Here is a 22857-nt window from a genome sequence, read left to right as displayed (position 1 = left end):
AGATGCCCCCAAAATAATTCTACATGGAGTTAGATCGTTGAATTAACAATATTTTTGTCCATTGCCGCCCGATAAGGTGCCAGGTCGTTCGGGTTCTCCTCTCCAAGGCGATAGTTCTGGTCTGTAAACAAGACCAAACAGATTTGGAAAAATGGATGAATAAACGGTACAGTTTTTTCCGGCCTCGCAGGCTGGCAAGATTATGTTATTCGGTTTTGCCGTCATGCTCCGTGACCTCCCAATGCCCGCCTTTTTTCGGGCCTACATGACGCAAGCGTCCTTCTTCGCATAATTTCCGGATAGCCCGTAAGATGGCGCTACGTGACTTGCCCAGAGATTCGGCCATTGCTGTTGCCGTCAGCGATTGCTTTTCGCGCAGGAGGCATAAAATACCGTCCGGTGTTTTTGGTAGCGTTTTTTCCCTGGCTAGCTGCTCTGAACCGGCCATAAGTTGTAATTATTCGTCAGAAAAGAAAAATTCCGTCCACAATCCACTGTCAAACCATTCCCGCGCCACATCTTCAAAGGATCGCTTCGCTCTGGCCTTAGCGCGGCGGCGCTCCACCGAAGGATCAAGACCCTCATGCACGGTCTTGCGCAGTTCGTGCGCCTTGTCACCGGCCTCCTTCAGGGAGACTTCCGGATACGCACCTAGGCTGATGCGCTTCTCCACGCCATTCACCCGGTACTTGAGCCGCCACAGTTTTCCGCCGCCTGGGGCGATCTCCAGATACATGCCTCCGCCGTCAAAAAACTTTCTGGATTTGGCTTCTTGCTTCAAGGCACTGATTTGCTTAACTGATTTGCTTATCGGTCAGGGGCATGGGGGCATCTCCTTGGCAACAATGTTTGCTTGCCCCTAGCTTTGCCCCCAAAGAAGGGGCAAGTCAACGCACCTTACCGGACGTTACCGGAAGCTCAAAAAGCGGAAAGTCCGCTTGGCTCTTGCCTTAGCGGGCTTTCTCGTACTTCTTTGGATTTCCTGATGGTGCCGAAGGCGGGACTCGAACCCGCACGGATATAATCCACTACCCCCTCAAGATAGCGTGTCTACCAGTTCCACCACCTCGGCACGAAAATTTTGTGTATACCAACACGATTGTCTTGACAAGCCCTGACGGGGAAATTTCAGGGCATGCGTAGACCACTGACGGTATCGAATGCTCTCCATGTATTGGGCATCTTTTCAGGGAATTTCCCGGTGCCATGATATAATCCGCGCTATGCCGCCCAATCAACCGATCTTGAAAATTTTGCCCTCAGCCGGGTTTTCCCATAGACGGTCCGGCCGTAGTTTATCAAACCCCGATTCGCATTGGTATGGGCGTAAAATCACTCCGCTGGTTTAATGGCCAGGGCGGGTCCATCCCGCGTTCGATTGCCCTAGTCGGGCCGCTGCGTTATGTTGACTGGCGGCATCCTTGAAGATTATATCCATTTATATTTGTTGTAATATTGCATGTGGTTGTAACAGGGGCGGAGTTGTGGAATCGTTTCAGGAGTTTTTGCAGACATGGCCCGCCGCGCGGCGGGCCGACGGCGCGGCCGAGGCCACGCCGCAATCTGTGTTGTCAGTGCTTGACAAAGAAATTCTGCAGCCGGAAGATTTTTTGACGCTGCTCTCGCCGGCGGCCGCGCCGTATCTGGAAAACATGGCCCGCAGGGCGCACGAACTGACGCTGCGTTACTTCGGACGGGCTGTGCAACTTTTTTCACCGCTCTATATTTCAGACATCTGCACAAACCAGTGCCGCTACTGCGGCTTCAACGCCAGGAACAAACAGCCCCGACGCCATCTGACCGTGCACGAGGCCGAAGCCGAAGCCGGTGTGATAGCGGACATGGGCATGCAGCACATTCTGCTGCTCACGGGCGACGCGCGCAAGGTTTCCTCGCCCGAATACATCGCCGATGTCGTGCGGCGCATCAAACCGCGTTTCGCGTCCATCGGCATTGAAGTCTACGCCATGACGGAAGAGGAGTACGCCCTGATGTCGGCTGCGGGCGTGGACTGCATGACCATGTTTCAGGAGACCTACACCCCCGGCCTCTACGACTGGCTGCATCCGGCCGGGCCCAAGCGCGACTACGCATTTCGCCTGGCTGCGCCGGAACGAGCGGCGCGCGCCGGCATGTATTCTCTCGGCATAGGCGCGCTGCTCGGCCTGGAAAACTTTGAACAGGACGCCTTCGCCGTCGGCCTGCACGCCTGGTGGCTGCAACGCCGTTTCCCCGGCGTAGAGGTGGGTGTATCTGTGCCGCGCATCTGTCCGCACGAGGGTGAGTTCGCCACACGACACATCGTGGATGACCGACATTTTGTGCAGTATGTTGTGGCCACGCGGTGTTTTTTGCCGAGAGTCGGCATCACATGCTCTACGCGTGAAAACGCGTTCATGCGCGACCATCTGGTGCCGCTCGGCGTCACGCGCGTTTCCGCCGGGGTGTCCACGGCGGTGGGCGGTCGTGCCACAAAAGACAGCCGCAATCCAGGCCAGTTTGAGATAGCCGACCACCGCGGCGTGAAGGAAATGACGACGGCACTCGCCGGCATCGGCTACCAGACCGTGCTGAAAGACTGGGAAGACTCTACGGCCGACATGACCTCATAACAACAACGCATGAACAAAAAGACATTATCTAACCTAACGTATCGTGGACGCGTGCATTGTGGCAGCCACGAACCGCATTTTATCCCCCGCCGTTTCATAGTGGCAAATAAAATAAAGATAGCTATTACAAATCGATAATGACTTTCATAACGTCACGGAACAGATGCCGACGTTTGACAGACAAACCTGTTTTGTCTAAATAGAAAAACCATATTGGTTACGATTGTGGGGAAGTAGCTCAGCTGGGAGAGCATCGCCTTCGCAAGGCGGGGGTCGAGGGTTCAAATCCCTTCTTCTCCACCAAACCAAATGCAGGTGGATTGAAAAAACGTCATGTACTCCGTGTTGATAGTTGCCCATGCCGCAACTTGTACCAAATTCGTGCTGAAGCTGGGGGTTTTAACCCTCCCAAAGGGGGACAATAAAAAATTTTCTTTACAAATTTTTGCCTCTGTTGTAACCGCCCAACTCCCCATTGGGGAACCGTTCGTGAATATTAATATTGATATTGTTCGCGATTTTGAGGTTGATATATGGACGTATATACAGCAAAAGCAGCGGCGGCGCACTGTTTGTCGACGGCGGAGCGGTGCTGTTTGATATTTTAGCGAGTTATTCGTTCTCAGATATCTATCTTAGCGATATAAACCGAGAGTTGATACTCACATAAAGATCATACGCGATGGCGTTAGCGATCTGATAGACGTGCTGCAAATGCTTGAAAACGAATATTTGACAGCAGATACCGACACACGCAAGACAATTTATTATCGCAACCGCGACAGTTTCAACGCGCTGAAAGCCGAGCAGAGCGCATCTGCCGAACTCGCCGCGTTGTTCTTATTTCTAAATCGCACTTGCTTCAACGGTCTGTACCGTGTGAATCGTAAGGGTGGATATAATGTCCCGCAGGGTAGTTATAATCATCCGACAATCTGCGACGAAAATAATCTGCGCGCCGTATCGGACAAGCTGCAAAACGTGCAAATCATCTGCTGTGACTATAAGTTGTCGCGCGAATTATCGATACAAGTACATTCGTCTATTTCGACCCGCCATACCGTCCGTTAACAGCAACGGCAAATTTCACTGCCTATTCTTGTGATGGCTTCGGCGACGCAGAACAGATAGAATTGGCACGCTTTATTGATGAGATGACCGAACTCGGTGCATGGGTGGTTGCGAGCAATTCTGACCCAAAAAACATCGACGAACATAACGATTTCTTTGACAGAATTTATTCAAGATATAAAATTACGCGTATTAATGCGCCGCGCGCAATTAACTCGCTCGGCAGTTCACGCGGGTGTGTGAGAGAGTTGCTGATTGCGAGGTTATAATCAATAATAAATTTAGTAAATTTATATTGGCCTGTATATCAGAATCTTGAACGAGAAGCTCTTTCACTCGCCAATGAGATACACTTTGACGATAGGCAACTCAATGTATATTCAGTAAAAATTGCTGAGTTGCTGTTGCGTTGTGTTGTTGAAGTTGAATCCCTTGCAAAAGAGTTGTATTCGCAAGAAGGCAGAGATATAAAACCCAAAGACGAAAGCGGATAAGTTGCTGGATCAGCAATGGTGCTTGAGCATGTGCTGTCATCCGCATCAGATATATACTGCAAAAATGACAAAAACAGAATTTTGCATCCGTTAAAAAATGCTCACAAAGATGATACGGTCTGGCAAAAAGGTTATCAAGCAGTGAAGCATAATCGAAAGGACGCACTATCCAGCGCAAACATAGAAAATCTGCTCAAGGCTTTATCGACATTATATCTTTTGAATGTCTATTATCGCGATGAGAGCTTTTATCAAACGTCATTAACAAGAGGGAATACAGATTTTAACGTTTCATTTGGCTCAAATATTTTCAGCATTAAAATGTCAAACAGACCATATACAAATCAAGTCAATAGGGAGAACTCGTCTGGAGCAGATCAGGACAACGTAGACTCTGTGTATTTGTTGTGTTTCCCTATGATCTCGCTTCAGAGAGTTTGACAACTCGAAAAAGAAGCGTGGCAAAAACGAAATACCGCGCTAACTTCATTACGTGAATTTCTTGATTTTGCCAATTCAGGTGACCAATTAAGGGACTCTACAAACATATTTTCCATTATCCGCCAAATCGGGCTATTGGCATACAAGAAAAAATATTGGCCCTCTCGACAAAAACCGAACACCTTAATGCCATTTTTAGTTCTTCGGAATATATTGAACACCCGAAACAATGCGCGGGATCTTGAAAGAATTGACAGCGAAGATGTTGAGGCTCTTTGTAATCACTTTGGATATTGGAACTATATGCAGCAAATTATGCAGTATAAAAGAGTCCTTCATAAAGAATATTTCGAGTCAAGACTGGAGATCGTCCTCAACAAAGAGCAATCTATACTTGCACAGGAGGATACCGCCAATGACGCGTAATTTTACAAACTGGTTCATCGGATTTAAATGGATATTACGTTGATTTTGAGAAAGTCCACCGTAACGTGGACGCGATTAAGGTTGAGCTGAATATCCTCAATTCGCTACTCGGCTCAACGAATGTTGAAAACGAATTTGAGAGTTTGATTACAAAATATCCAGAGTGCCTTAAGTGCGTTCCGCTATTGCTTGCCGTGCGTGAGAGCGAGATATATGCGATTGACGGCGATGACGAATTTCGATTCTCATTCCCGCGAGATGAACTACACCGTTGACAACTACAAGATGTTTATGCGTAAGACGGGATTGTTCGATTTACTTAAGCAGCGCGTACTGAGCAGTCTTGTTGATTACGCAACTGGCATTGAGACCGGACTTGACAGCAACGGACGCAAGAATCGCGGCGGTCATCTTATGGAGAACTTAGTGGAATCGTACTTGCAAAAGTACGGGTTCGTAAAAGACGATACTTATTTCAAGGAAATACGAATCAGCGATATTGAAGCAAAATGGGGTATCAGTCTTTCGGCTTTGAGCAACGAGGGCAAGACTGTAAAACGCTTTGATTTTGTTGTGAAAACGGCGGCTTGCATTTACGGAATCGAAACAAATTTTTACAGTAGTTCTGGTTCTAAGCTGAACGAAACGGCACGGAGTTATAAGACGATTGCGATTGAATCCCGCGACATCCAAGGCTTTGCGTTTGTGTGGTTCACAGATGGGCAAGGGTGGCGCGACGCACGTCACAATCTTAAAGAAACTTTTGACGTTATGGAGCATAGTTACAACATCGACGATCTTGAAAGCGGTGTGATGAGCCGAATATTTATATGAAGATCACGAAATGGGAACCGGATAATTTTGAACTTGAAATGACTACGGTTTGGTCTTTCCCTGAGCGCGGCACCTGGGCAACACACGATGCAAAATGGCGTGGGAACTGGTCGCCTTACATACCACGCAATTTGCTCTTGCGTTATTCGCAAGAGGGCGATTTTGTGCTTGACCAATTTGCGGGTGGTGGAACGACTTTAGTCGAGGCAAAACTACTCAATCGTAATGTACTCGGCGTGGACGTCAATCCAGCCGCACTTGAGCGTTGTTGCGAGAAAACGGCGTTTGAGTACGAAAACGCCGGACAGGTTTACACCAAGCAGGGCGATGCTCGGCAACTTGGTTTTGTTCCAAACGAGAGTGTTGATTTTATTTGCACTCATCCACCTTATGCCGATATAATCCATTACAGCGAAGATATTGACTATGATTTATCACGCTTCCCGGTCAAGCAATTTCTTGAAGAAATGAATTCAGTCGCGGCAGAGTACTTTCGTGTACTGAAGCCGGGAAAATTTTGCGCTATTTTAATGGGCGATACTCGCAAAAAAGGCTGTGTTACTCCGATGAGTTTTGACGTGATGAAAATTTTTGAGACTGCGGGATTTACAGCCAAAGAAATTATCATCAAGAAGCAACATAACTGCAAAGCAACAGGCTATTGGAAAACGAATAGCGTGAAATATAATTTTCTGCTTCTCGCGCACGAATACCTTTTTGTTTTTCGTAAAGATTCGACAGTCAAAAATTAATACTTTCAATTTTTGCTGCTAGATAAAATATTCTTAGCCGCGAAGCGGCGCAGCAGACGGCAAAGCGGGCTTAACTCCGCAGGATTGAGAGGGTTCTACCCTAACAAGCGGCAAATAGGTCTATGGCTATCCACAGACATTGCTTGCCAGTATGAATTTTCACGATAGCGTCAATCGCTCCCGTCTTCTTCGGAGTTTTCCACATAATTGAGAAAACAGTCCTGCTGGAAAATCCCTGTATCTTCCGCTATAACTGGACAGAGGACGCAATCGCAAGTCAGAGTATTGTCTAAATCGGTGTCTTGCCGTCTTTTGCCAGCCGCTCTTAATAGCGGGTCTATTTTAGGGATTTTTGCAAAAATATTTATATATATTTACTCATTGCTGTCCGGTTAAGTTTTCTGTGATAATAGGCTAAATTAATTGTCATTTTTGATTTTTCGTCGCCGAGGATTCAGAAGTTCATCCAGAGAGGCATTTCCGAGGAGATTAAACTGGATGAGTTGAAAAAGCTGCTGGATTGAAAGCCCGAGGCGGCTGCAAAATTTCTGGTAAGCCAAGAGCAGATAAACCGTAAGGGCTGTATAAATCTGGATGAGGACGGAGTTTTCAGAGTTACCGACAAAACTTTTGATAGACAGATTTTGTTTGATTTCCCTGAAAAAAATCTCAATCTGCTAGCGCTCTTTGTAAATATCCACGATGGTTTTGGACACAAGACGGAAGTGATTGGTCAAGAACTCATAGTGCTTGCCGTTTTCTGGATCCCGGTAGCCGATGCGGCGTAAACGCAAGGTTGTTCCATGGCTGTGCGCTTCAACAGGACATCAATGATATTTACTTATAAATCAATATGTTATGCTTACAATAAGCAGACTACCTAGACCGGCTGCGGTGCGTAAATTCACCGCAAGCCGTTTTTTGCGCACAGTGTCACCAGTACCACTCCTGTACCACCTTGCTACCACATAGGGGAGGCCACTTATAGCCCCCACAAAGAAAAAGCCCCCGCTAGAGAGACAGGGGATCAGGATGTCACCGTGCCGTCATTGCACACCAAACGCCCGCCTTAATATGCCACTGAAAAATTAATCGGTCTGTCGGATTTAATCAGATGAATAGCAAGGAATTAATGCCTTTTTACATGGAACAAAAAAATGTTTTTGGGACGGCTTTTACGTCCTCAGGTTTATCAGGGTCTAAATGTGTACACATCACATCAATAATATGCTCAAGCAGATCATCAGGCACTTTTTTACCAAAAGGGTCAGAGACATGCATTCCCTCTGTTCTGGCGAGTTTTGCGGCAGGGGTAAAATCAAAATCGCCAGCAATAAGTACAATCCGATCAGCCAGCTTCTTATATGTAATTGTAGCGATATCAAGGCCGATTTTCATATCGACGGCCTTTTGTCTTATGCTCGGGTAAAAATCATTGTCATTCAAGGTTGAAGCATTTTTTGTCTCCACGAGTTTTTTTCAGCACCGCCTCTTTAAGCTGCCAGTCGTTTTGCCATGCCACTTTTCCGAGGCGAAGCGCCATTTCAGGAGTTTCGCGTATAGACTCAAGCAATTTTTTCATACGGGTTGCAGTTGCTGTATCCCCCATGTCCCTCGTCTCCCCAAAGGGAGTTTGACTTATCCTGTCAAGCGGTGGTGCGTCATAGTAAAAAATACGGTATATCTCTTCGTTGGTCTTTATGTGCCGCTTACAATATTCCCGTATGCCATTTCCGTCGAAAAAAAGGACTTGAAAAAGACACTTGGCGGAACATAAAATTCCCATCAACAAAAAAAGCTACCTTACGCATAATTTCCCCATAAAAAAATTGACCTTGATGTTCAGAATGGCGGTTTATTGGTTCCATTCGTACTAATCAAGGTCTGGTTATAGCGAACAAAAAAGGCAGACCGTTTTCGTCATGTCTTGTGTTGAGGTTATAGTTGTTTTTTTATATCTGTCAATATCTGTCTCCATCTTTCAAAAAATTTTCCCCTTAACGGCAATGCCGACATTGCTACTGCTGCAGCGGACGAATGCCCGCAAGAGCCATCTCCGCAAGGGCGTTGACGCAGGCGGCCGCCACGGCTGACCCGCCTTTGCGCCCGAGCAGGGTAAAGTGCGGCCATGGGCTTTTGTTCAGCAGTGCCTTTGACTGTGCCGCGTTCACAAAACCCACGGGCATGCCTACAATCAGCGCGGGTGCGGGCGTGCCTTGCGCAAGCACGTCCATCAGGACCATCAGGGCTGTGGGCGCGTTGCCGATAACCACAATCTGCCCTTCAAACCTCTCTGCCATTACCTCCACCGCGGCGCGGGATTTTGTGACGCCACGCCGCCGGGCGACGATTTCCAGATCCGGCAGGGCCATCAACGGCGTCACGGTAACGCCGAGAGGCCGCATGCGGCGCAAGGGCAATCCGGCGGCGGCCATGCACGTGTCTGTGTAGACAGTGCACCCGCGGGACAACGCCGCTACGCCGGCTGCAAGCCCTAGGGAGCTCAGTCGCAAGTCCGCAACAATGGTAGTGTCGCCCAGCGTGTGGACACAACGTCGCGCCACCGGCCAGAGCAGACCGGAAAAAGGACGCGGTTCGGAAATTTCAGCATCAATAATCGCACAAGAGCGTGCTTCAATTTCTTCCGGCGTCGTTGCCGGATCGAGTTGCATTGCGTTTGTCACAATTCTCCGTGCAACCATATTTGCCAGAAACGCCGCGCGCCCTCGGGGCACAAATGCACCCATGAACCGATAACGCTCCCGTAGCGGCAGCCTTCCTGCCCCAAGAGCACACTCTGGCTGTCGTACAACAGCCACAGCGGGGCGCAGCCCGGCGGCAACGCAGCATCGGCAAGACGGCCGTAGTGAAACTCATGTCCGCGCGACCACAACGGTCGACCGCACCGCGCTGCAAGCAGCCAGTCCGGATGAGCAAGCACAGCGCGGTAGCCCAGGGCGGCCTTTCGCCCGTCCATAATGCAATGGACGGGCAAAAGGCCAGCCATGGCGTAGTCTGTATCTGCATGGCGCAGACCGCGCATGAGATATATATATCCCCCGCACTCGCCGTACACTGGCAGGTTGCGGACCGCCAGCGCCCGCAACGCAGCGAACATGGCCGTATTGGCGGCCAGTTCGCGCGCGTGCAGTTCAGGATAGCCGCCGGGGAAATACAGCCCGTCGCATTCCGGCGGCGCAACGTCCTTGAGCGGCGAAAAAAAAATTGTTTCTGCACCGAGTTCTGCAAGCAGTGCCGGCAGATCCGCATAGCAAAAACTGAAAGCCTCGTCCCACGCTATGCCTATTTTTCGCCTCCTGCGGATTGTACCACGCCGCGCGGCTGAAACAAAAAAGTATTGTGGACTTGCGGAACCATGCCCGCGCGCCACAGGACAATCCTGTACAACATCCGCAACTGCATCTTGGTGGCGGGCGGCACACGCACCCGCTGCTTTGCGCTTTTGCGGCACGCCGATACGCCTAAGCAACGCGCCCACATCACAATGGATTTCCAGCCAGTCGGCCAAAGCCTTTTGATTCGGCAACGCCGCCGCTTCATATGCCTGTACAAGTCCCAAATGGCGTGACTGCAAGCGCGGCGCGCCTGCGCGTGGCAACAGGCCGATCAGGGGAACCCGCATCTCACGTTCCACAACGGCCAGAGCGGAGCGCAGCAGTTTTTTGTGTTTCTCGCCGCCGACATGCGTGCACACAAGGCCAGCGAAGGCGATACCCCTCCCATTGTTCCATGCCGGGCGGTGGCGCAAAAAACCTTCGGCCAGCGCGGCGACAGACTGCCCCAGCCCGCCGGCGTTGAGCAACAACAACACAGGCAGATCAAGCAAAGCCGCCAGATGCGCCGTGGATCCGATGCCGTTTGCCGCTCCGTCATACAAGCCCATAGCGCCTTCCACCATCATTATGTCAGGCCGCAACGCGTCAATTCGGGAAACAACACGAACAAGCCCAGCCGAAGCACGGCGGTGATCCACGCCGGGTTTTGCCCCTCGGCTCATCCAAACATCCAGATTGGCGACAGGAGTTCCGCTTACGGCCGCGTGAAAACCCGCGTCAATAAAATCCGGCCCCGCTTTTGCCGCCGCAACAGCAAACCCCCTGGCTTTCAAAGCACAAAGCAGAGCCAGCGTCGTTGTTGTTTTGCCGGCCCCGCTGGCTGTCCCGCCGATAAGCAGCGCGGGGATGCCCCCCGCCGGCGCAGTACTTTCCATCCCTCCCTTATCAGCGCACGCGCAGGACATGTGCGATAAACGCCGCATCTTCTTCCGGCCGTGCCTTGACGCCCAGTTCGGCGTTGCCGCCGAAAAAAATCTGCCCATAAGGCAGCTGCCCGCGCATGTCATTGCGGCCCAGACGACGCGGAAAAATAAAGGGCGTCGGCCCGGAAAAACCTTCCACAATCAAATAATTCATATCTTCTCCTTGCACATAACGCTCTTGTGTGGACGTGCTCCAAAGCAGCGCGCATATCGCGGGCGGTTAGACCGTCGGACAGCCTGCTTATTCTAAGTATACATGCTGGGTAGCCGTTTGACTGGATTGCCGGCCCGTTCCACCAGCCACGCGACCAAGCTTTTTTATAGTAAACCGTCTTTCTGTGCAGCATGTCAAGGTTCGCCGGATACCTCGGTGATATGAGGTGCCCTATTGCCTCTCCCACCTGTTTCCTCATCAAGTATTTCAGCAAATCGTGTAACAGTTGCGTATAGACACTAAAAAAATACAGCAATACCTCACAAATGGAATGGGGGTGGCAGATAACAATTTGAAATACATCAGAAAAATAGCCACATTTAACTTTCGTAATGCGGCGCGGGCAGGGTCGTCCGGCCGTGCCCAGCTTTCACTATGATTGTGCAAGTCACGGAACACGCCGAAGTCCTTTTGCCAGCCGGGCGGGCAAGGGTTGAACACATTGCTGCTCGCCACTGTAACGCTAATCACGCTGCCTTTTTCGTGAATCTGCTCGGCAGGCATTGGGGGACAAGTGCATCCCGACGCTGACGCACATTCTTGACCATGTATATGACGTACTGAAATACCTGAAAGAAATCGGGAGAGCAAGGCTTGACCACCGCGCTTGTGTGCGTATAGAATAACATCTTGCCGGGCCCATAGCTCAATTGGCAGAGCTTCCGGCTCATAACCGGCTGGTTCCAGGTTCAAGTCCTGGTGGGCCCACCAAAATTAAGTCCAAATGGACATAAAAAGCCGTCAAGGCCGCTGTACGTGCGGAAACGAAAAACACCTTTAAGATTGGACAGCCTGTTATGGTGCTGTACTGCAAGCGTATATCTTGGGTATTTGCAAAAAAATTTATGTTGTCAGCAACAGACCTGGTACCGAAATATTTGCCAAAAGGGGTAAAACAAGTTCGTCAATTTGCAAAGCGTCCGGATCGACAGCAAAAAGTCTGATAATTCGTCAGATTTTGACCTCTAAAATTCTTGAACGCTTTGCATACTTGGCTTTTAGCAGATTTTTGACTACTTAGCTGGGCACGACATAAAAAAAAGTCCCTGTCGGGTAAAAACAGAGACTTTGTCAGCAGCCTGAGTCATAAAATCTTCCCCGCCTGTTGTTAACCTTCGTATACGGTCTCGCTGAAGTTTAGCGTGCGGTGCACAGACTGGGCAGGTATTGCCAGAATCAAAATTTCGCGTATTTCCGCCCGGTACAGTCACGCCGAAGAAGCCATTTCGCCTCATCCCTTGATGACAAGGCGGCAGGCGTTTCGATTCAGTGCATTGCTGTTTGTCGTCGACCCTACCGCGCAGTCAGGCCGGGGCTGCTCCCGGCCTGCGTTTATTGCTGATTGAAAGGAACTTCACATGCACCGCGAAACCGTCTCTCTCCAAAAGGAGCTTGAAGCTCTCGGCCCCGGCATTGTCTGCCTCACCGGCGGCGGCGGGAAGACGACCCTGCTTTATGCCCTGGGCGCCGGCATAGCGAAAGCCAGAAACAAGGTGCTGTGCACCACCACCACGAAAATGCACCGTCCGCAACCCGCGGCAAAACTTTGCGCGGTGTTTGCGTCCGATCCCGCTGTTCTCTCCATGCCCCGCGAAGGAGCTCTGTTCGCCGCTCGACCCTGCCCTCCTGGGGGCGATCCGCACAAGGTTTACGGGTACAGCGGCGCTGAAGTGGACGCCTTATTCAGGCGCGGAGCAGGGATCTGGATCATTGTTGAAGCGGACGGCGCCGCCGGCAGGCCTCTGAAGGCGCCCGCCCCGCACGAACCGGTTATTCCGGCAGAAACAAACGTCGTCATCGGCGTCATCGGCCTGTGCGGCCTTTCACAGCCTTTTACTCCGGAAACGGTGTTCCGGACGGAGCGCTTCACCGCCGTCACGGGTCTTGCCCCCGGCGAACACATAAGCCCTGAAGCCGTGGCGACACTTGTGCTCCATCCCGAAGGCTTGTTCAAAAACAGCCCGGATTCATCCGCGCGTCTGCTTTTCTGCAATCAGAGCGATCTGCCCGTCGCCCTTAAAAAGGGCGACGCCTTGGCCGAAGCCGTTTTCTCCCGCAACGCCGCCTTCCTCCATGCCGTCTACCTGGGTTCCGCCCGCACGGAGCAGACAAAATGCCGCAAGCTTCTTCCAGACAGGCCGGCCTGATTCTCGCCGCAGGTGCCGGCACACGCCTCGGCGGGGGCAAGCTTTTGCTGCCATGGAGGGGGAAGGCCCTCATCGTTCACGCGCTGGAAAAAATTCTCAATACGCCGGGTATGCAGTTCGCTGTTGTTGTGACGGGGTGTCAGGCTCCGGCGCTGCGGCGGACGCTGAAAAGCACTTTTTCGCGTGATACGCCTTTCCCCTTGCGCGTGGCGCACAATCCCGACTGGCAGGAAGAGCAGAGCACATCGCTTCAGTGCGGCATTAGGGCACTACTGGACATGCCGGGCGCCGACCTGGTACGGGGCGTGCTCATTCTGCTCGGTGACATGCCCCTTGTGCGGGAGGAAACCCTGCGCCTGCTACACTCCGCCCACGGCGAAGCATGCGCCCGCAACAGGCGCCATGCCGCCACCGTGCCCACATATCAGGGACAACGCGGGAATCCCGTTATTCTCTCCCCCCTTCTCTTCCCCGCTCTCTTCACCCTGCGCGGAGACGCCGGGGCGCGAACGCTGCTGCCGTCTCTCGGAGAAGATCTTCTGTTCCTGCCCGTCAGCGACGAGGGCGTCATTCGCGACATAGACAGCCCGGAAGATTATGCCGCGCTGCCCTGAAGTCTTTCAACATGCCTGACGTCTCCCCCGACGCAGAAGACGAACGCGCACCGCATTGCGTCAGGCTCCTGTCATTTTTTTCGCCGTCGCGCGACTTGACGCGGCGGCGCAAACAGCCTATGAATGCCGCCTCTCCTAGGTGCTGTCGTTCGGAAAGTGTTGCAAAAATTGTCTGCAATATCGTTGTTGCGCCTATTACGGATTACGGGCTGATTCGGGGTTTTGATGTTCGAGAGACTCTCTGACAGACTTTCCGGCGTATTCCGCTCCTTCGGCAGGGGCGGCCGCCTGGTTGAAGAAAACGTACAGGGCGGCCTGCGCGAAGTGCGGCTTGCGCTGCTGGAAGCGGACGTCAATTTCATGGTTGTCAAGGACTTTGTGGAGCGCGTGCGTGAACAATGCCTTGGGCAGGAGATGATCAAGGGCGTCAACCCTGCCCGGCAGGTTGTCAAAATTGTTCATGGCGAGCTCGTCGCGCTGCTTGGCGGAGAAACGGCAAGGCTCAACCTGCAGGGCCGTCAGCCCGCGGTGATAATGCTCGTTGGTTTGCAGGGATCAGGCAAAACAACGTCGGCTGCAAAAATTGCCAACCTACTGCGCAAGCAGAAATTGCGCCCTTACCTCGTGCCCGCGGACGTGTACCGTCCGGCGGCCATCGAACAGCTTGCGGTGCTGGCAAAGCAGCTTGACATACCTTCTTTTCCCTCCAGCATAGACATGAATCCCGTGGAGATAGCGCTTGCCGCGATGGAAAAAGCCCGCGGCGAGGATATTCAGGCCACGGTGCTGCTGCTGGATACGGCCGGTCGCCTGCATGTGGACGAAACCCTGATGGAAGAGCTCTCCGCCATCAAGGCGGCTGTCAGCCCGCAGGAAATTCTTTTTGTGGCCGACGCCATGACCGGTCAGGACGCCGTGACGGTGGCCGAGGCTTTTAACGGGCGTCTCGGCCTGACAGGCGTTGTGCTGACAAAGATGGACGGCGACGCGCGCTGCGGCGCGGCGCTTTCTATCCACGCGGTGACGGGCACGCCTGTGAAGTTTGTGGGTGTCGGAGAAAAACTGTCTGAGATGGATATTTTTCATCCTGACCGAATTGCCGGACGCATTCTTGGTATGGGTGATGTACTGACGCTGGTGGAAAAAGCCCAGTCCGCCATTAATGCTGAAGAAGCCGAGGCGCTCGCCCGCAAGATGCAAAAGGCCACGTTTGATTTGGAGGATTTTCGCACACAGATGCGGCGTATTAAAAAGTTAGGTTCGCTTGATGGCATTTTAAAAATGATTCCGGGGCTCGGCGGGCTGCGGGAAAAACTGGCCGAGGCCAGCGGCGCGATGCGGGAAAAGGAACTGGCGCATACGGAGGCGATTATCAATTCCATGACCATGGCCGAACGCTGCAATCCCGACATGCTGAACGGCAGCCGCCGCGTGCGCATAGCCGGAGGCGCCGGCGTGACCGTGGCTCAGGTCAATCAGATGGTGCGACAGTTTGAGCAGATGCGCAGAATGATGAAATGCATGATGGCCAGCAAGGCCGGCCTGACCGGCATGGCGAATTTGCCGCACGGGGCAATGCCATCCACCGGCATGATACCCGGATTTCCGGGCATGGAGCATGCCCTGCCCACGGGGCGCTCGTCCGGTGGGAATAAAAGGAAAAAGAAAGAACGCCGAAAAAAAAATAAACGGTGAAATGCAAAAATATTTGCAGGGCCGCTGTCTCCGCCGGCAGTGAACTGTAGGAAAACGCAGGGCAAGCGAATAAATCAAACAAACTCGGCAGCCGGGGCCGAGGTTAAAAAGTTGTCATCCCATCCCGTGCATTTGCGTCTGACGCACATACTTTTTCCGGGAAGGAATTTCAGCATGGTTATGTGTGACCGATGCCCGAGTGTGACAAAATTTGCCGGACCATACAGCTAATTCTGGCGTATCAAAAATTGCGAATTCAGCTCCTCCATCCAACAGCTTTTCCAGCTTGTCCAACTCAATCTGCCTGGTAACTCGACTTTGAAAGAACTCCTGAATCCGCAACGACGAAAAATAAAAAATAATAATTAATTTACTCTATTATCTCTTGTCGCTTAACCGGGCAATAATGATTCTCAATATTTCCTGTTGACAAATTTTCACGCAACAGTTAGACAACACTTTGGATACGGAGTAACTTGATTATGCGCAACACTGTCCCCATCTTTGCTTCCCCGTACGCCACCGGCCTGAGCTGGTATTATTTTGCGTACTTTACCGAAGCCTGTGGTGGGGGACTTCGCTGACATCCGTTATTGCTGAAGTTCAAGGGGCCGCAGGCGTGTCTGCCTGCGGCCCTTTTTTTGGCGCATCCGGCAAGATCAAAGCATAAGAAAAGGGGGGCGCATGTATCTTGGCAAAAAAGTACGTCTTGAACGCATTATCAACCGTGAAAACGGCCGCACCATTATTGTGCCCATGGACCACGGCGTCACCATAGGCGCGGTGGACGGCCTTATCGACATGCGCCAAGCCGTGAACGACATGGCGCTGGGCGGAGCGGATGCGGTGCTCATGCACAAGGGACTTGTGCGGTGCTCCCACCGTAGCGCGGGCCAGGATATCGGCCTCATTGTGCATCTTTCCGCCTCCACGGCCCTTTCTCCCTCCGGCAACACAAAAACGCTGGTCGGCACGGTGGAGGAAGGCATTAAACAGGGCGCGGACTGCGTTTCCGTACATGTCAATCTGGGCGATCCTAACGAGCGTCTGATGCTCACGGATATGGGCAAAGTGGCGGAAGCCTGCGACAGCTGGGGCATGCCGCTGCTCGCCATGATATACGCACGCGGCCCTCAGGTACACAACGGCTATGCTCCTGAAATTGTGGCGCACTGCGCACGCGTAGGCGTGGAACTCGGGGCGGATATTGTCAAAGTGTCCTACACCGGCGATGTGGAGAGCTTTTCCGAAGTGATTGCTGCGTGCTGTGTGCCTGTGCTCATTGCGGGCGGAGAACTCATGGACTCCACACGGCAGATTCTGGAAATGGTGCACGATTCTCTCATGGCGGGTGGCGCCGGCATATCCGTAGGCCGCAACGTCTTTCAGCATCCCCGCCGTGTTGCCCTGATCAAGGCCTTGCGCGCCATCGTGCATGAAGACGCCGACGTGGACGACGCCCTCGCGACAATGGGAGAATAACATGCCGCAGATATATTTTCGCTGTGTTCCCTACAGCAAAAACCAAGTGACGCTGGCGCTGGAATCAGGTGTGGACGGTCTTATCGTGCCATCCGGGGTTGTGGAGCAGACAGCGGCGCTGGCCCGCTGCACTGTTTGGGCGGCGGAAGAAACAACGCTCCTCGCCCTCAAGTCAAAAAGCGATGAAGAAAACGCACTGGCCCTCATGAGCAAGGGTGAACGCGTCATCCTTGCGCGCGGCTGGGAAGTCATTCCCGTAGAAAATCTGCTGGCCCAGAGCAATCAGGTGTTCGCCGAGGCAGGCTCTCTTGACGAAGCGCGCCTTGCGTCCGGCATTCTGGAGCGCGGCGTGACCGGCGTTGTTGTCTTGCCCGAGACCGAGGCCGATCTCAAGGAGGTTGTAGCCGCGTGCAAACTCTTCCAAGGCAGGGAAAAGCTGGGGCCCTGCGTGATAACAGGCGTCACGCCGGCGGGCCTCGGGCACCGCGTCTGCGCGGACACGCTCTCGTTGTTGCGCCACGGCGAAGGCATGCTGACGGGCAACTCCAGTGCCTTTACCTTTCTTGTGCACGCCGAAACAGAGCACAACGAATATGTAGCCGCCCGCCCCTTTCGCGTTAACGCAGGCGCCGTGCACGCCTATATTCGTCTACCCGGCGATAAAACCACCTATCTGAGCGAGCTTGTCGCCGGGCAGGAAATACTCATTGTCAACGCGCGGGGTGAAACCCGTCTGTCCACTGTGGGCCGCGTTAAAATTGAAGTGCGGCCCATGCTGCTGATAGAAGCGAGAGCCGAGGCCGAAGACGGCATCAGAACAGGCGGCGTTTTTTTGCAAAATGCCGAAACCATACGCCTTACCGCCCCGGACGGTACACCTGTAAGCGTTGTCAGCCTGAAAGAAGGTGACCTTGTGCTTTGCCGCACAGATGCGGCGGGCCGCCATTTCGGCATGCGGGTGCGTGAAGACATTCAGGAGGCATAGCGGCATGAATGCCACGAACGCGCACGACCGGCACAGCAATATCCCCGCGGGGAGCAGCACTCCAACAGACCATCTTGCCGCTATCCGCGCGGCCATTGACGCCACGGACGCGGCACTGCTGAAGCTTTTCAACCGCCGCTCGGCCCTGAGCATTAAAGTCGGCCGCATCAAGGCGAGCGTGCCAGGCATCATCTTCAACCCCCTGCGTGAACGCGAAGTGATGGACAACCTTGTTCTCAGCAATACAGGCCCGCTGCCGGAGGAACATCTGAGGACGATATGGCGTGAGATATTCTCCTCCTCACGTGTGTTGCAGCGGCCGCAAAACGTGGCCTACCTCGGGCCTGAAGGAACGTTTTCTTACTTTGCCGGCGTGGAGTATCTCGGACACGCGGTCAGCTTTCACCCCTGCGGCGACATATCCCGAGTTTTTGAAGAAATAACATCCGGTCGGTGCGAGCTTGGCGTCGTGCCGCTGGAAAATTCGCTCCAAGGCACGGTGGGCGTGAGCTTTGACCTTTTTTTAAAGCACGATGTCTTTATTCAGGCGGAACTTTTTTCACGCATTTCACACTGCCTGTTGAGTAATGCCCGATCGATCGCCGCCATTGACGTTGTCTATTCCCATCCGCAGCCGCTGGCCCAGTGCGGAAGCTGGCTGCGCGCCCATTTGCCCAATGCCGGTCTTGCGCCGGTGGAGTCTACCGCCGCGGCAGCCCATCGCGCGGCGGCGCAAAACAATGCGGCAGCCATAGGTCACGGCAAGCTTGCCGACATAACCGGCCTTGCCGTCCTTGCCCGCAGCATTGAAGATGAACAGGACAACTGGACGCGCTTTGTCATCATAGGGCCGAAAGCGGCGCAGCAGAGGCAGGCCGTGCCCCGTCCATCCGCCGGCGCCGGCGCGGACAAAACATCCGTGCTGTTCACACTGCCTGACAAAGCCGGTGCGCTTTCAGCCGTGCTGGAACTGCTGGCAAAAAACGGCATCAACATGCGCAAACTCGAATCACGCCCCCTGCGCGGCCACTGCTGGCGTTATGTTTTTTTTGCGGATGTGGAAAGCGACCTTACCGCCCCGCAGCACGCCTGCCTGCTGGCACAGTTACACGAAGTCTGCACGAGCTTCCGCATCCTAGGCTCCTACCCCACAGGGCCACAGCTTGACCGTCCGCATTCGGATAAAGACAAGTCCGACGACAACTGCGGGGACAATGCGCCATGACAAAAACAATGCGTTCTGACGACGCTGTTGCGGTTACGGCCCCGGCCTCCAAATCCGCGTCGCACCGGTATCTGATCGGCGCGGCGCTGGCGCACGGCGTTTCCTGTGTGCGCAATGCCCTTGAAAGTCAGGACCTGGAGCGCACCCGTAACATTCTTTGCGCTGCGGGCGCGGGGATGAGAGCCTTGCCAGAAAAAACGGGATGGGAAGTCAGGGGCATGGCCGCCGGGCCACGCGGAAACAGCGCGGACGGCACGCCGCTTGCCTGTGATGTGCATGAATCCGGCACTACCTGCCGCCTGCTTACGGCCGTGCTGGCCTCTGGACGGGGATTTTTTCGCATCCACGGCGCGCAGCGCATGCACGAGCGCCCCATCGCGGAACTGGCGGGCGCCTTGACGCGCCTCGGCGCCCGCATACGCTTTGAACAAACACCGGGCTGCCCCCCGCTGCTGCTGGAAGCGCAAGGGCTTGACCCGGCGCGGTGCAACGGTCTTGTCACAATAGGCATGGACATTTCAAGCCAGTATTTTTCCGGGCTGCTGCTCGCCGCGCCGCTTGCGCGCACGCAGCTGACGCTGGAACCGGGCGGGCACAAGGCTGTATCTTGGCCCTATGTGGGGCTGACCCTGCAATGTCTTGAGGATTTCAACATACGCTTCAGTGTGCAGACACGGCCCCATGCCGAAGCCCAATGGCAGGACACGGACGATGCAAAGCGGCGTGCCATACAAGCCGTGCAGCCCGGCTGTCTGCGCGTGACCGTGAAACCCGGCGTGTACAAAGCCGGCAGCTACACTGTGGAGGGGGACTGGTCGAACGCCTCCTATCTGCTGGCGGCTGGCGCGCTGGGACATGTGCCTGTGCGGGTGGAAGGACTGCGCACAGACTCGCTGCAGGGAGATCGAGCCTTTTTGGACATTCTTAAAAACATGGGCGCGCGCCTTGCCGTTGAAGGGCACTCCGTCACCGTTTACCCTTCAACGCTACACGGCATGGATGCGGACATGAGTTCCTGCCCGGATCTCGCGCCCACAGTGGCGGCGCTGGCCGCGTTTGCTCAAGGAACCACGCGTATCAGCAATGTCGCCCATCTGCGTTTCAAGGAATCAGACCGCATCACGGCCCCGGCAACAGAACTGCGCAAGGCCGGCGTGCGCGTGGAGGAAGCGCCTGACGGTCTGCTCGTCCATGGTCTGCACCCGACGCGCCCGCGTCTGGTGGACGGCCTGACGCTGGTAACGCACAACGATCACCGCATCGCCATGTCGCTGGCTCTGCTCGGCTGCGGCGCGTCAGACACGAACATGGCGACGCGCATTGACGATCCCGCTGTAGTGCGCAAGTCTTTTCCGGATTTCTGGAAGCTATGGAGCCGCATTGCATGAAAACGCCACGCAAGACAGCCGTCATCGGCTCGCGCGGACGCATGGGCGCCATGTTCTGCAACAGGGCCGTCGCCGCCGGACTTGACGCGGCAGGCGCGGATATGCCGCTTACGCCGGACATGCTTGAAAAAACGTGCGCGGACGCTGACATGGCCCTGATTTGCGTGCCCGCCGCTTTTTTTGAAGCAACCCTGACAAGGGCATGCCGTCACTTGCCGCGCTACGCTGTGCTCGCCGACATCACTTCCGTGAAAGAACAGCCTATGCGGCAGATGGAGCGGCACTGGCAAGGCCCGGTTGTGGGAACCCATCCACTATTCGGACCGACGTCCGCTGTGGACGAAGATCTGCCCGTGGCCGTCACCCCCGGCCGCAATGCCGGGCCGAAACATATTGCGCTTCTAAACGGCTTTTTTGACGCCATCGGTTGCCGCGTTTTTGAAACAACCGCGCAACGGCACGATCAAGCCATGGCCCGCATACAGGGTATGAACTTCATCACGACTCTGGCTTATTTCGCCCTGCTGGCACAAAAAGACGATCTGCTGCCCTTTGTAACGCCTTCATTCAGGCGCAGGCTCAACGCGGCAAAAAAAATGCTCACGGAAGACGCAAGACTTTTTGCCGGATTGTTTGAGGCCAACCCCCACAGCCACGAAGCCGTGCACCAGTATCGCCAGATGTTCAATCTGGCCGCGAGTGGCGATATTGACCTGCTGTGTGAAAAAGCTCAGTGGTGGTGGAAAGATGCGCGGATAGACTCAGATACAATATGATCGGGTGTTTCAGGGCTGTATGACCCCAAGGCCGGCATTGCGTTCGATAAGATGCACGGCTTTCGCAATCTGACGGCCCAACGTGGATTCTTTGGAAATTTCACGCTCCACAGAGGTGATGCCCTTGATCACCGTGGAATGCCGACGGTTAAATTTTTCACCTATTTCCTCAAGCGAAAGATCCGTGTGCTTGCGCGCCAGATAATAAATAGTGTTGCGGCCGAGCACGCATTCTTGACGTCGTGAACGCGAGTTGAGCTGATTTTCGCTTAGGCCATAACTTTCACAGACAAGACGTATGATGGCCTCCATATCCGCCGGCCCGCACTCCACGCCGGCGTACTGGGCAAGCACCTCCATCGCCAGTTTCTGATCAAGTCCGCAGTTGAGCAGACGGGCTTTAAAAATAAGGCTTTCCAGACAGGACTCCAACTGGCGGATGTCGCCCTTGAGTCGCGACGCCAAAAAATCACAGACGGCATCAGGCAGCAGCACCTGAAAACTTTTGGCCTTGCGCGCGAGAAGACGGCGACGCATTTCTTTGGAGGGGCGATCCATCCTCGTGAGAATGCCGGAGCAGAAATACGAGACAAGCTGACTGTCAATATGCTGCAGCTCGCGTGGTGAAAACGAAGAGGTAAAAATAGTCCGCCCGCCTTTTGCCTCAATGTTTTTGACTACGGTCAAGGCCATGTCCTGCATTTTTTCCTTACCCTGAAAAAAATGCACGTCTTCCAGCAAAAGAACATCCAGATCGCGCAAACGGGCCTTGAAAGACTCCACATCATGGCTGCGCAGGGCCGCGACAAAACGCCGCGCAAATTCCTCGGCCGTCAGATAGCCCACGCGCGCGTTCCCACGCGATTCACTGATGGCCCTGCCCACGGCGTGGGAGAGATGGGTTTTCCCGAGGCCGGACGAGGAATTCACAAAAAGGGTGCGGACGCTGCCCGCGCTGTTGCAGACGTCATGGGCGGCTGCAACGGCAACGCTGTTGCTGACCCCCACTTCAAAATCGTCAAAGGAATATCGCCATTGCTCCGGCCTGCTAGGACTTCCCGGAACGGGCAGGGGCAGTAAGATCTGCCGCAGCCCGGCGCGCACCGCGCCGACGTACCCGCCCTCAGGCGGACAGCGTTTCCCGGCGCCAGAGACGGCTTGCCCGGCCGCGGCGTCCCGTCCGGCGGCTTCAATGCGCACATCCACAGATTCGGGCGCAAGGCCAAGCACCGGCGCTGCAGCTTCCCGCAAGGGCAGCAGCATGCGCTGCCGCAGCCAGTCCGCCACAAAGGCGTTGGGAGCGCCGATGCAAAGCCGATCCCCTTGCACGACAACACGTAACGGGACAATCCAAACCTTAAAAGTTCCGGAATCCAGCATTTTTTTGAGATTTTCAGAAATTTTTGTCCATTGATCTTGCAT

The 22857-nt window shown here is 53.9% G+C and carries 20 protein-coding genes, 3 tRNA genes and 1 pseudogene; 15 read left to right on the top strand and 9 right to left on the bottom strand.

Annotated elements, in window-relative coordinates; translation table 11 throughout:
- Positions 1-205: 205 nt before the first annotated feature.
- The 3 genes from RSDT_RS07770 to RSDT_RS00125 form a co-directional block, all read right to left on the bottom strand.
- Positions 206-448 (bottom strand): winged helix-turn-helix domain-containing protein, encoded by a 243-nt coding sequence (locus RSDT_RS07770; protein ID WP_096399084.1) that lies wholly within the window; start codon positions 446-448, stop codon positions 206-208.
- A gap of 9 nt (positions 449-457) precedes the next feature.
- Complete coding sequence (locus RSDT_RS00130; RefSeq protein WP_096399083.1) at positions 458-790, bottom strand: Arm DNA-binding domain-containing protein; 333 nt, start codon at positions 788-790, stop codon at positions 458-460.
- Between the two features lie 196 nt (positions 791-986).
- Positions 987-1072, bottom strand: a tRNA-Leu gene (locus RSDT_RS00125).
- Positions 1073-1484: 412 nt separating this feature from the next.
- Between RSDT_RS00125 and thiH the strand changes: the two genes are divergently transcribed.
- From thiH to RSDT_RS00085, 6 genes and pseudogenes are all read left to right on the top strand, one after another.
- A complete protein-coding gene (thiH, locus tag RSDT_RS00120) occupies positions 1485-2612 on the top strand; it encodes a 2-iminoacetate synthase ThiH (RefSeq protein WP_096399082.1) in 1128 nt (375 codons plus the stop codon).
- 227 nt (positions 2613-2839) lie between these two features.
- Positions 2840-2915, top strand: a tRNA-Ala gene (locus RSDT_RS00115).
- A gap of 363 nt (positions 2916-3278) precedes the next feature.
- Complete coding sequence (locus RSDT_RS00105) at positions 3279-3683, top strand: DNA adenine methylase (protein WP_408606729.1); 405 nt, start codon at positions 3279-3281, stop codon at positions 3681-3683.
- Entirely contained in the window at positions 3632-3952 is a 321-nt protein-coding gene (locus RSDT_RS07765) for a DNA adenine methylase (protein WP_096399079.1), read from the top strand. Before RSDT_RS00105 ends, RSDT_RS07765 begins: the two co-directional genes overlap by 52 nt.
- 1157 nt (positions 3953-5109) lie before the next feature.
- Positions 5110-5878: pseudogene (locus RSDT_RS00090) on the top strand (type II restriction endonuclease).
- The gene (locus RSDT_RS00085; protein WP_172414386.1) at positions 5875-6630 is read left to right on the top strand and encodes a TRM11 family SAM-dependent methyltransferase; all 756 of its coding nucleotides are present in this window, start codon (positions 5875-5877) and stop codon (positions 6628-6630) included. Before RSDT_RS00090 ends, RSDT_RS00085 begins: the two are co-directional and overlap by 4 nt.
- 1140 nt (positions 6631-7770) lie before the next feature.
- On the opposite strand, the gene RSDT_RS00080 is transcribed toward RSDT_RS00085, so the two are convergent.
- The 5 genes from RSDT_RS00080 to RSDT_RS00065 all read right to left on the bottom strand — a co-directional run bounded on the left by RSDT_RS00080 (position 7771) and on the right by RSDT_RS00065 (position 11063).
- Complete coding sequence (locus tag RSDT_RS00080) at positions 7771-8100, bottom strand: NYN domain-containing protein (protein ID WP_408606701.1); 330 nt, start codon at positions 8098-8100, stop codon at positions 7771-7773.
- Positions 8069-8212: a hypothetical protein gene (locus RSDT_RS06980; RefSeq protein WP_172414385.1), complete on the bottom strand. Its 144-nt coding sequence runs from the start codon at positions 8210-8212 to the stop codon at positions 8069-8071. The genes RSDT_RS00080 and RSDT_RS06980 overlap by 32 nt, the downstream gene beginning before the upstream one ends.
- Before the next feature lie 436 nt (positions 8213-8648).
- Positions 8649-9302 carry a precorrin-8X methylmutase gene (locus tag RSDT_RS00075; RefSeq protein WP_096400274.1) on the bottom strand — a complete coding sequence of 218 codons (654 nt, stop codon included), beginning with the start codon at positions 9300-9302 and terminating at the stop codon, positions 8649-8651.
- 8 nt (positions 9303-9310) lie between these two features.
- Positions 9311-10861: a cobyrinate a,c-diamide synthase gene (locus tag RSDT_RS00070; protein ID WP_096399075.1), complete on the bottom strand. Its 1551-nt coding sequence runs from the start codon at positions 10859-10861 to the stop codon at positions 9311-9313.
- A gap of 10 nt (positions 10862-10871) precedes the next feature.
- Positions 10872-11063: a hypothetical protein gene (locus RSDT_RS00065; protein WP_096399074.1), complete on the bottom strand. Its 192-nt coding sequence runs from the start codon at positions 11061-11063 to the stop codon at positions 10872-10874.
- A gap of 695 nt (positions 11064-11758) precedes the next feature.
- Between RSDT_RS00065 and RSDT_RS00050 the strand changes: the two genes are divergently transcribed.
- From RSDT_RS00050 to RSDT_RS00010, 9 genes are all read left to right on the top strand, one after another.
- Positions 11759-11834: transfer RNA gene (locus RSDT_RS00050), tRNA-Ile, on the top strand.
- A 647-nt stretch (positions 11835-12481) separates the two neighbouring features.
- Complete coding sequence (yqeC, locus tag RSDT_RS00045; protein WP_096399071.1) at positions 12482-13270, top strand: selenium cofactor biosynthesis protein YqeC; 789 nt, start codon at positions 12482-12484, stop codon at positions 13268-13270.
- Positions 13237-13884, top strand: coding sequence for a nucleotidyltransferase family protein (locus RSDT_RS00040; RefSeq protein WP_096399070.1), 648 nt, complete (start codon positions 13237-13239; stop codon positions 13882-13884). The genes yqeC and RSDT_RS00040 overlap by 34 nt, the downstream gene beginning before the upstream one ends.
- A gap of 225 nt (positions 13885-14109) precedes the next feature.
- On the top strand, positions 14110-15579 hold the full coding sequence (gene ffh, locus RSDT_RS00035) for a signal recognition particle protein (RefSeq protein WP_096399069.1): 1470 nt from the start codon (positions 14110-14112) through the stop codon (positions 15577-15579).
- Between the two features lie 684 nt (positions 15580-16263).
- Complete coding sequence (locus RSDT_RS00030; RefSeq protein ID WP_096399068.1) at positions 16264-17061, top strand: 2-amino-3,7-dideoxy-D-threo-hept-6-ulosonate synthase; 798 nt, start codon at positions 16264-16266, stop codon at positions 17059-17061.
- Between the two features lies 1 nt (position 17062).
- Positions 17063-18046, top strand: coding sequence for a 3-dehydroquinate synthase II family protein (locus tag RSDT_RS00025; RefSeq protein ID WP_096399067.1), 984 nt, complete (start codon positions 17063-17065; stop codon positions 18044-18046).
- Between the two features lie 4 nt (positions 18047-18050).
- Positions 18051-19271 carry a prephenate dehydratase gene (pheA, locus tag RSDT_RS00020; RefSeq protein WP_096399066.1) on the top strand — a complete coding sequence of 407 codons (1221 nt, stop codon included), beginning with the start codon at positions 18051-18053 and terminating at the stop codon, positions 19269-19271.
- Complete coding sequence (locus tag RSDT_RS00015) at positions 19268-20659, top strand: 3-phosphoshikimate 1-carboxyvinyltransferase (RefSeq protein WP_096399065.1); 1392 nt, start codon at positions 19268-19270, stop codon at positions 20657-20659. The genes pheA and RSDT_RS00015 overlap by 4 nt, the downstream gene beginning before the upstream one ends.
- A complete protein-coding gene (locus RSDT_RS00010; protein ID WP_096399064.1) occupies positions 20656-21435 on the top strand; it encodes a prephenate dehydrogenase/arogenate dehydrogenase family protein in 780 nt (259 codons plus the stop codon). The genes RSDT_RS00015 and RSDT_RS00010 overlap by 4 nt, the downstream gene beginning before the upstream one ends.
- A gap of 9 nt (positions 21436-21444) precedes the next feature.
- Here RSDT_RS00010 and RSDT_RS00005 read toward each other — a convergent pair whose 3' ends face one another.
- Entirely contained in the window at positions 21445-22857 is a 1413-nt protein-coding gene (locus tag RSDT_RS00005) for a DnaA ATPase domain-containing protein (protein WP_096399063.1), read from the bottom strand.

Source organism: Candidatus Desulfovibrio trichonymphae, assembly GCF_002355955.1.
GTDB lineage: Bacteria > Desulfobacterota > Desulfovibrionia > Desulfovibrionales > Desulfovibrionaceae > Desulfovibrio > Desulfovibrio trichonymphae.
The sequence above is the reverse complement of the archived record's forward strand: the minus strand, read 5'-3'. Positions and strand labels throughout refer to the sequence as shown.

Excerpts from the sequence above, each read along its gene's own strand:
- RSDT_RS00030 (WP_096399068.1), top strand. The coding sequence starts at position 16,264 with ATGTATCTTGGCAAAAAAGTACGTCTTGAACGCATTATCAACCGTGAA.
- RSDT_RS07770 (WP_096399084.1), bottom strand. The coding sequence starts at position 448 with ATGGCCGGTTCAGAGCAGCTAGCCAGGGAAAAAACGCTACCAAAAACA.
- yqeC (WP_096399071.1), top strand. The coding sequence starts at position 12,482 with ATGCACCGCGAAACCGTCTCTCTCCAAAAGGAGCTTGAAGCTCTCGGC.
- RSDT_RS00025 (WP_096399067.1), top strand. The coding sequence starts at position 17,063 with ATGCCGCAGATATATTTTCGCTGTGTTCCCTACAGCAAAAACCAAGTG.
- RSDT_RS00005 (WP_096399063.1), bottom strand. The coding sequence starts at position 22,857 with ATGCAAGATCAATGGACAAAAATTTCTGAAAATCTCAAAAAAATGCTG.
- RSDT_RS00010 (WP_096399064.1), top strand. The coding sequence starts at position 20,656 with ATGAAAACGCCACGCAAGACAGCCGTCATCGGCTCGCGCGGACGCATG.
- ffh (WP_096399069.1), top strand. The coding sequence starts at position 14,110 with ATGTTCGAGAGACTCTCTGACAGACTTTCCGGCGTATTCCGCTCCTTC.
- RSDT_RS00015 (WP_096399065.1), top strand. The coding sequence starts at position 19,268 with ATGACAAAAACAATGCGTTCTGACGACGCTGTTGCGGTTACGGCCCCG.
- RSDT_RS00075 (WP_096400274.1), bottom strand. The coding sequence starts at position 9,302 with ATGCAACTCGATCCGGCAACGACGCCGGAAGAAATTGAAGCACGCTCT.
- RSDT_RS00040 (WP_096399070.1), top strand. The coding sequence starts at position 13,237 with ATGCCGCAAGCTTCTTCCAGACAGGCCGGCCTGATTCTCGCCGCAGGT.
- RSDT_RS00070 (WP_096399075.1), bottom strand. The coding sequence starts at position 10,861 with ATGGAAAGTACTGCGCCGGCGGGGGGCATCCCCGCGCTGCTTATCGGC.
- RSDT_RS06980 (WP_172414385.1), bottom strand. The coding sequence starts at position 8,212 with ATGAAAAAATTGCTTGAGTCTATACGCGAAACTCCTGAAATGGCGCTT.
- RSDT_RS00085 (WP_172414386.1), top strand. The coding sequence starts at position 5,875 with ATGAAGATCACGAAATGGGAACCGGATAATTTTGAACTTGAAATGACT.
- RSDT_RS00065 (WP_096399074.1), bottom strand. The coding sequence starts at position 11,063 with ATGAATTATTTGATTGTGGAAGGTTTTTCCGGGCCGACGCCCTTTATT.
- pheA (WP_096399066.1), top strand. The coding sequence starts at position 18,051 with ATGAATGCCACGAACGCGCACGACCGGCACAGCAATATCCCCGCGGGG.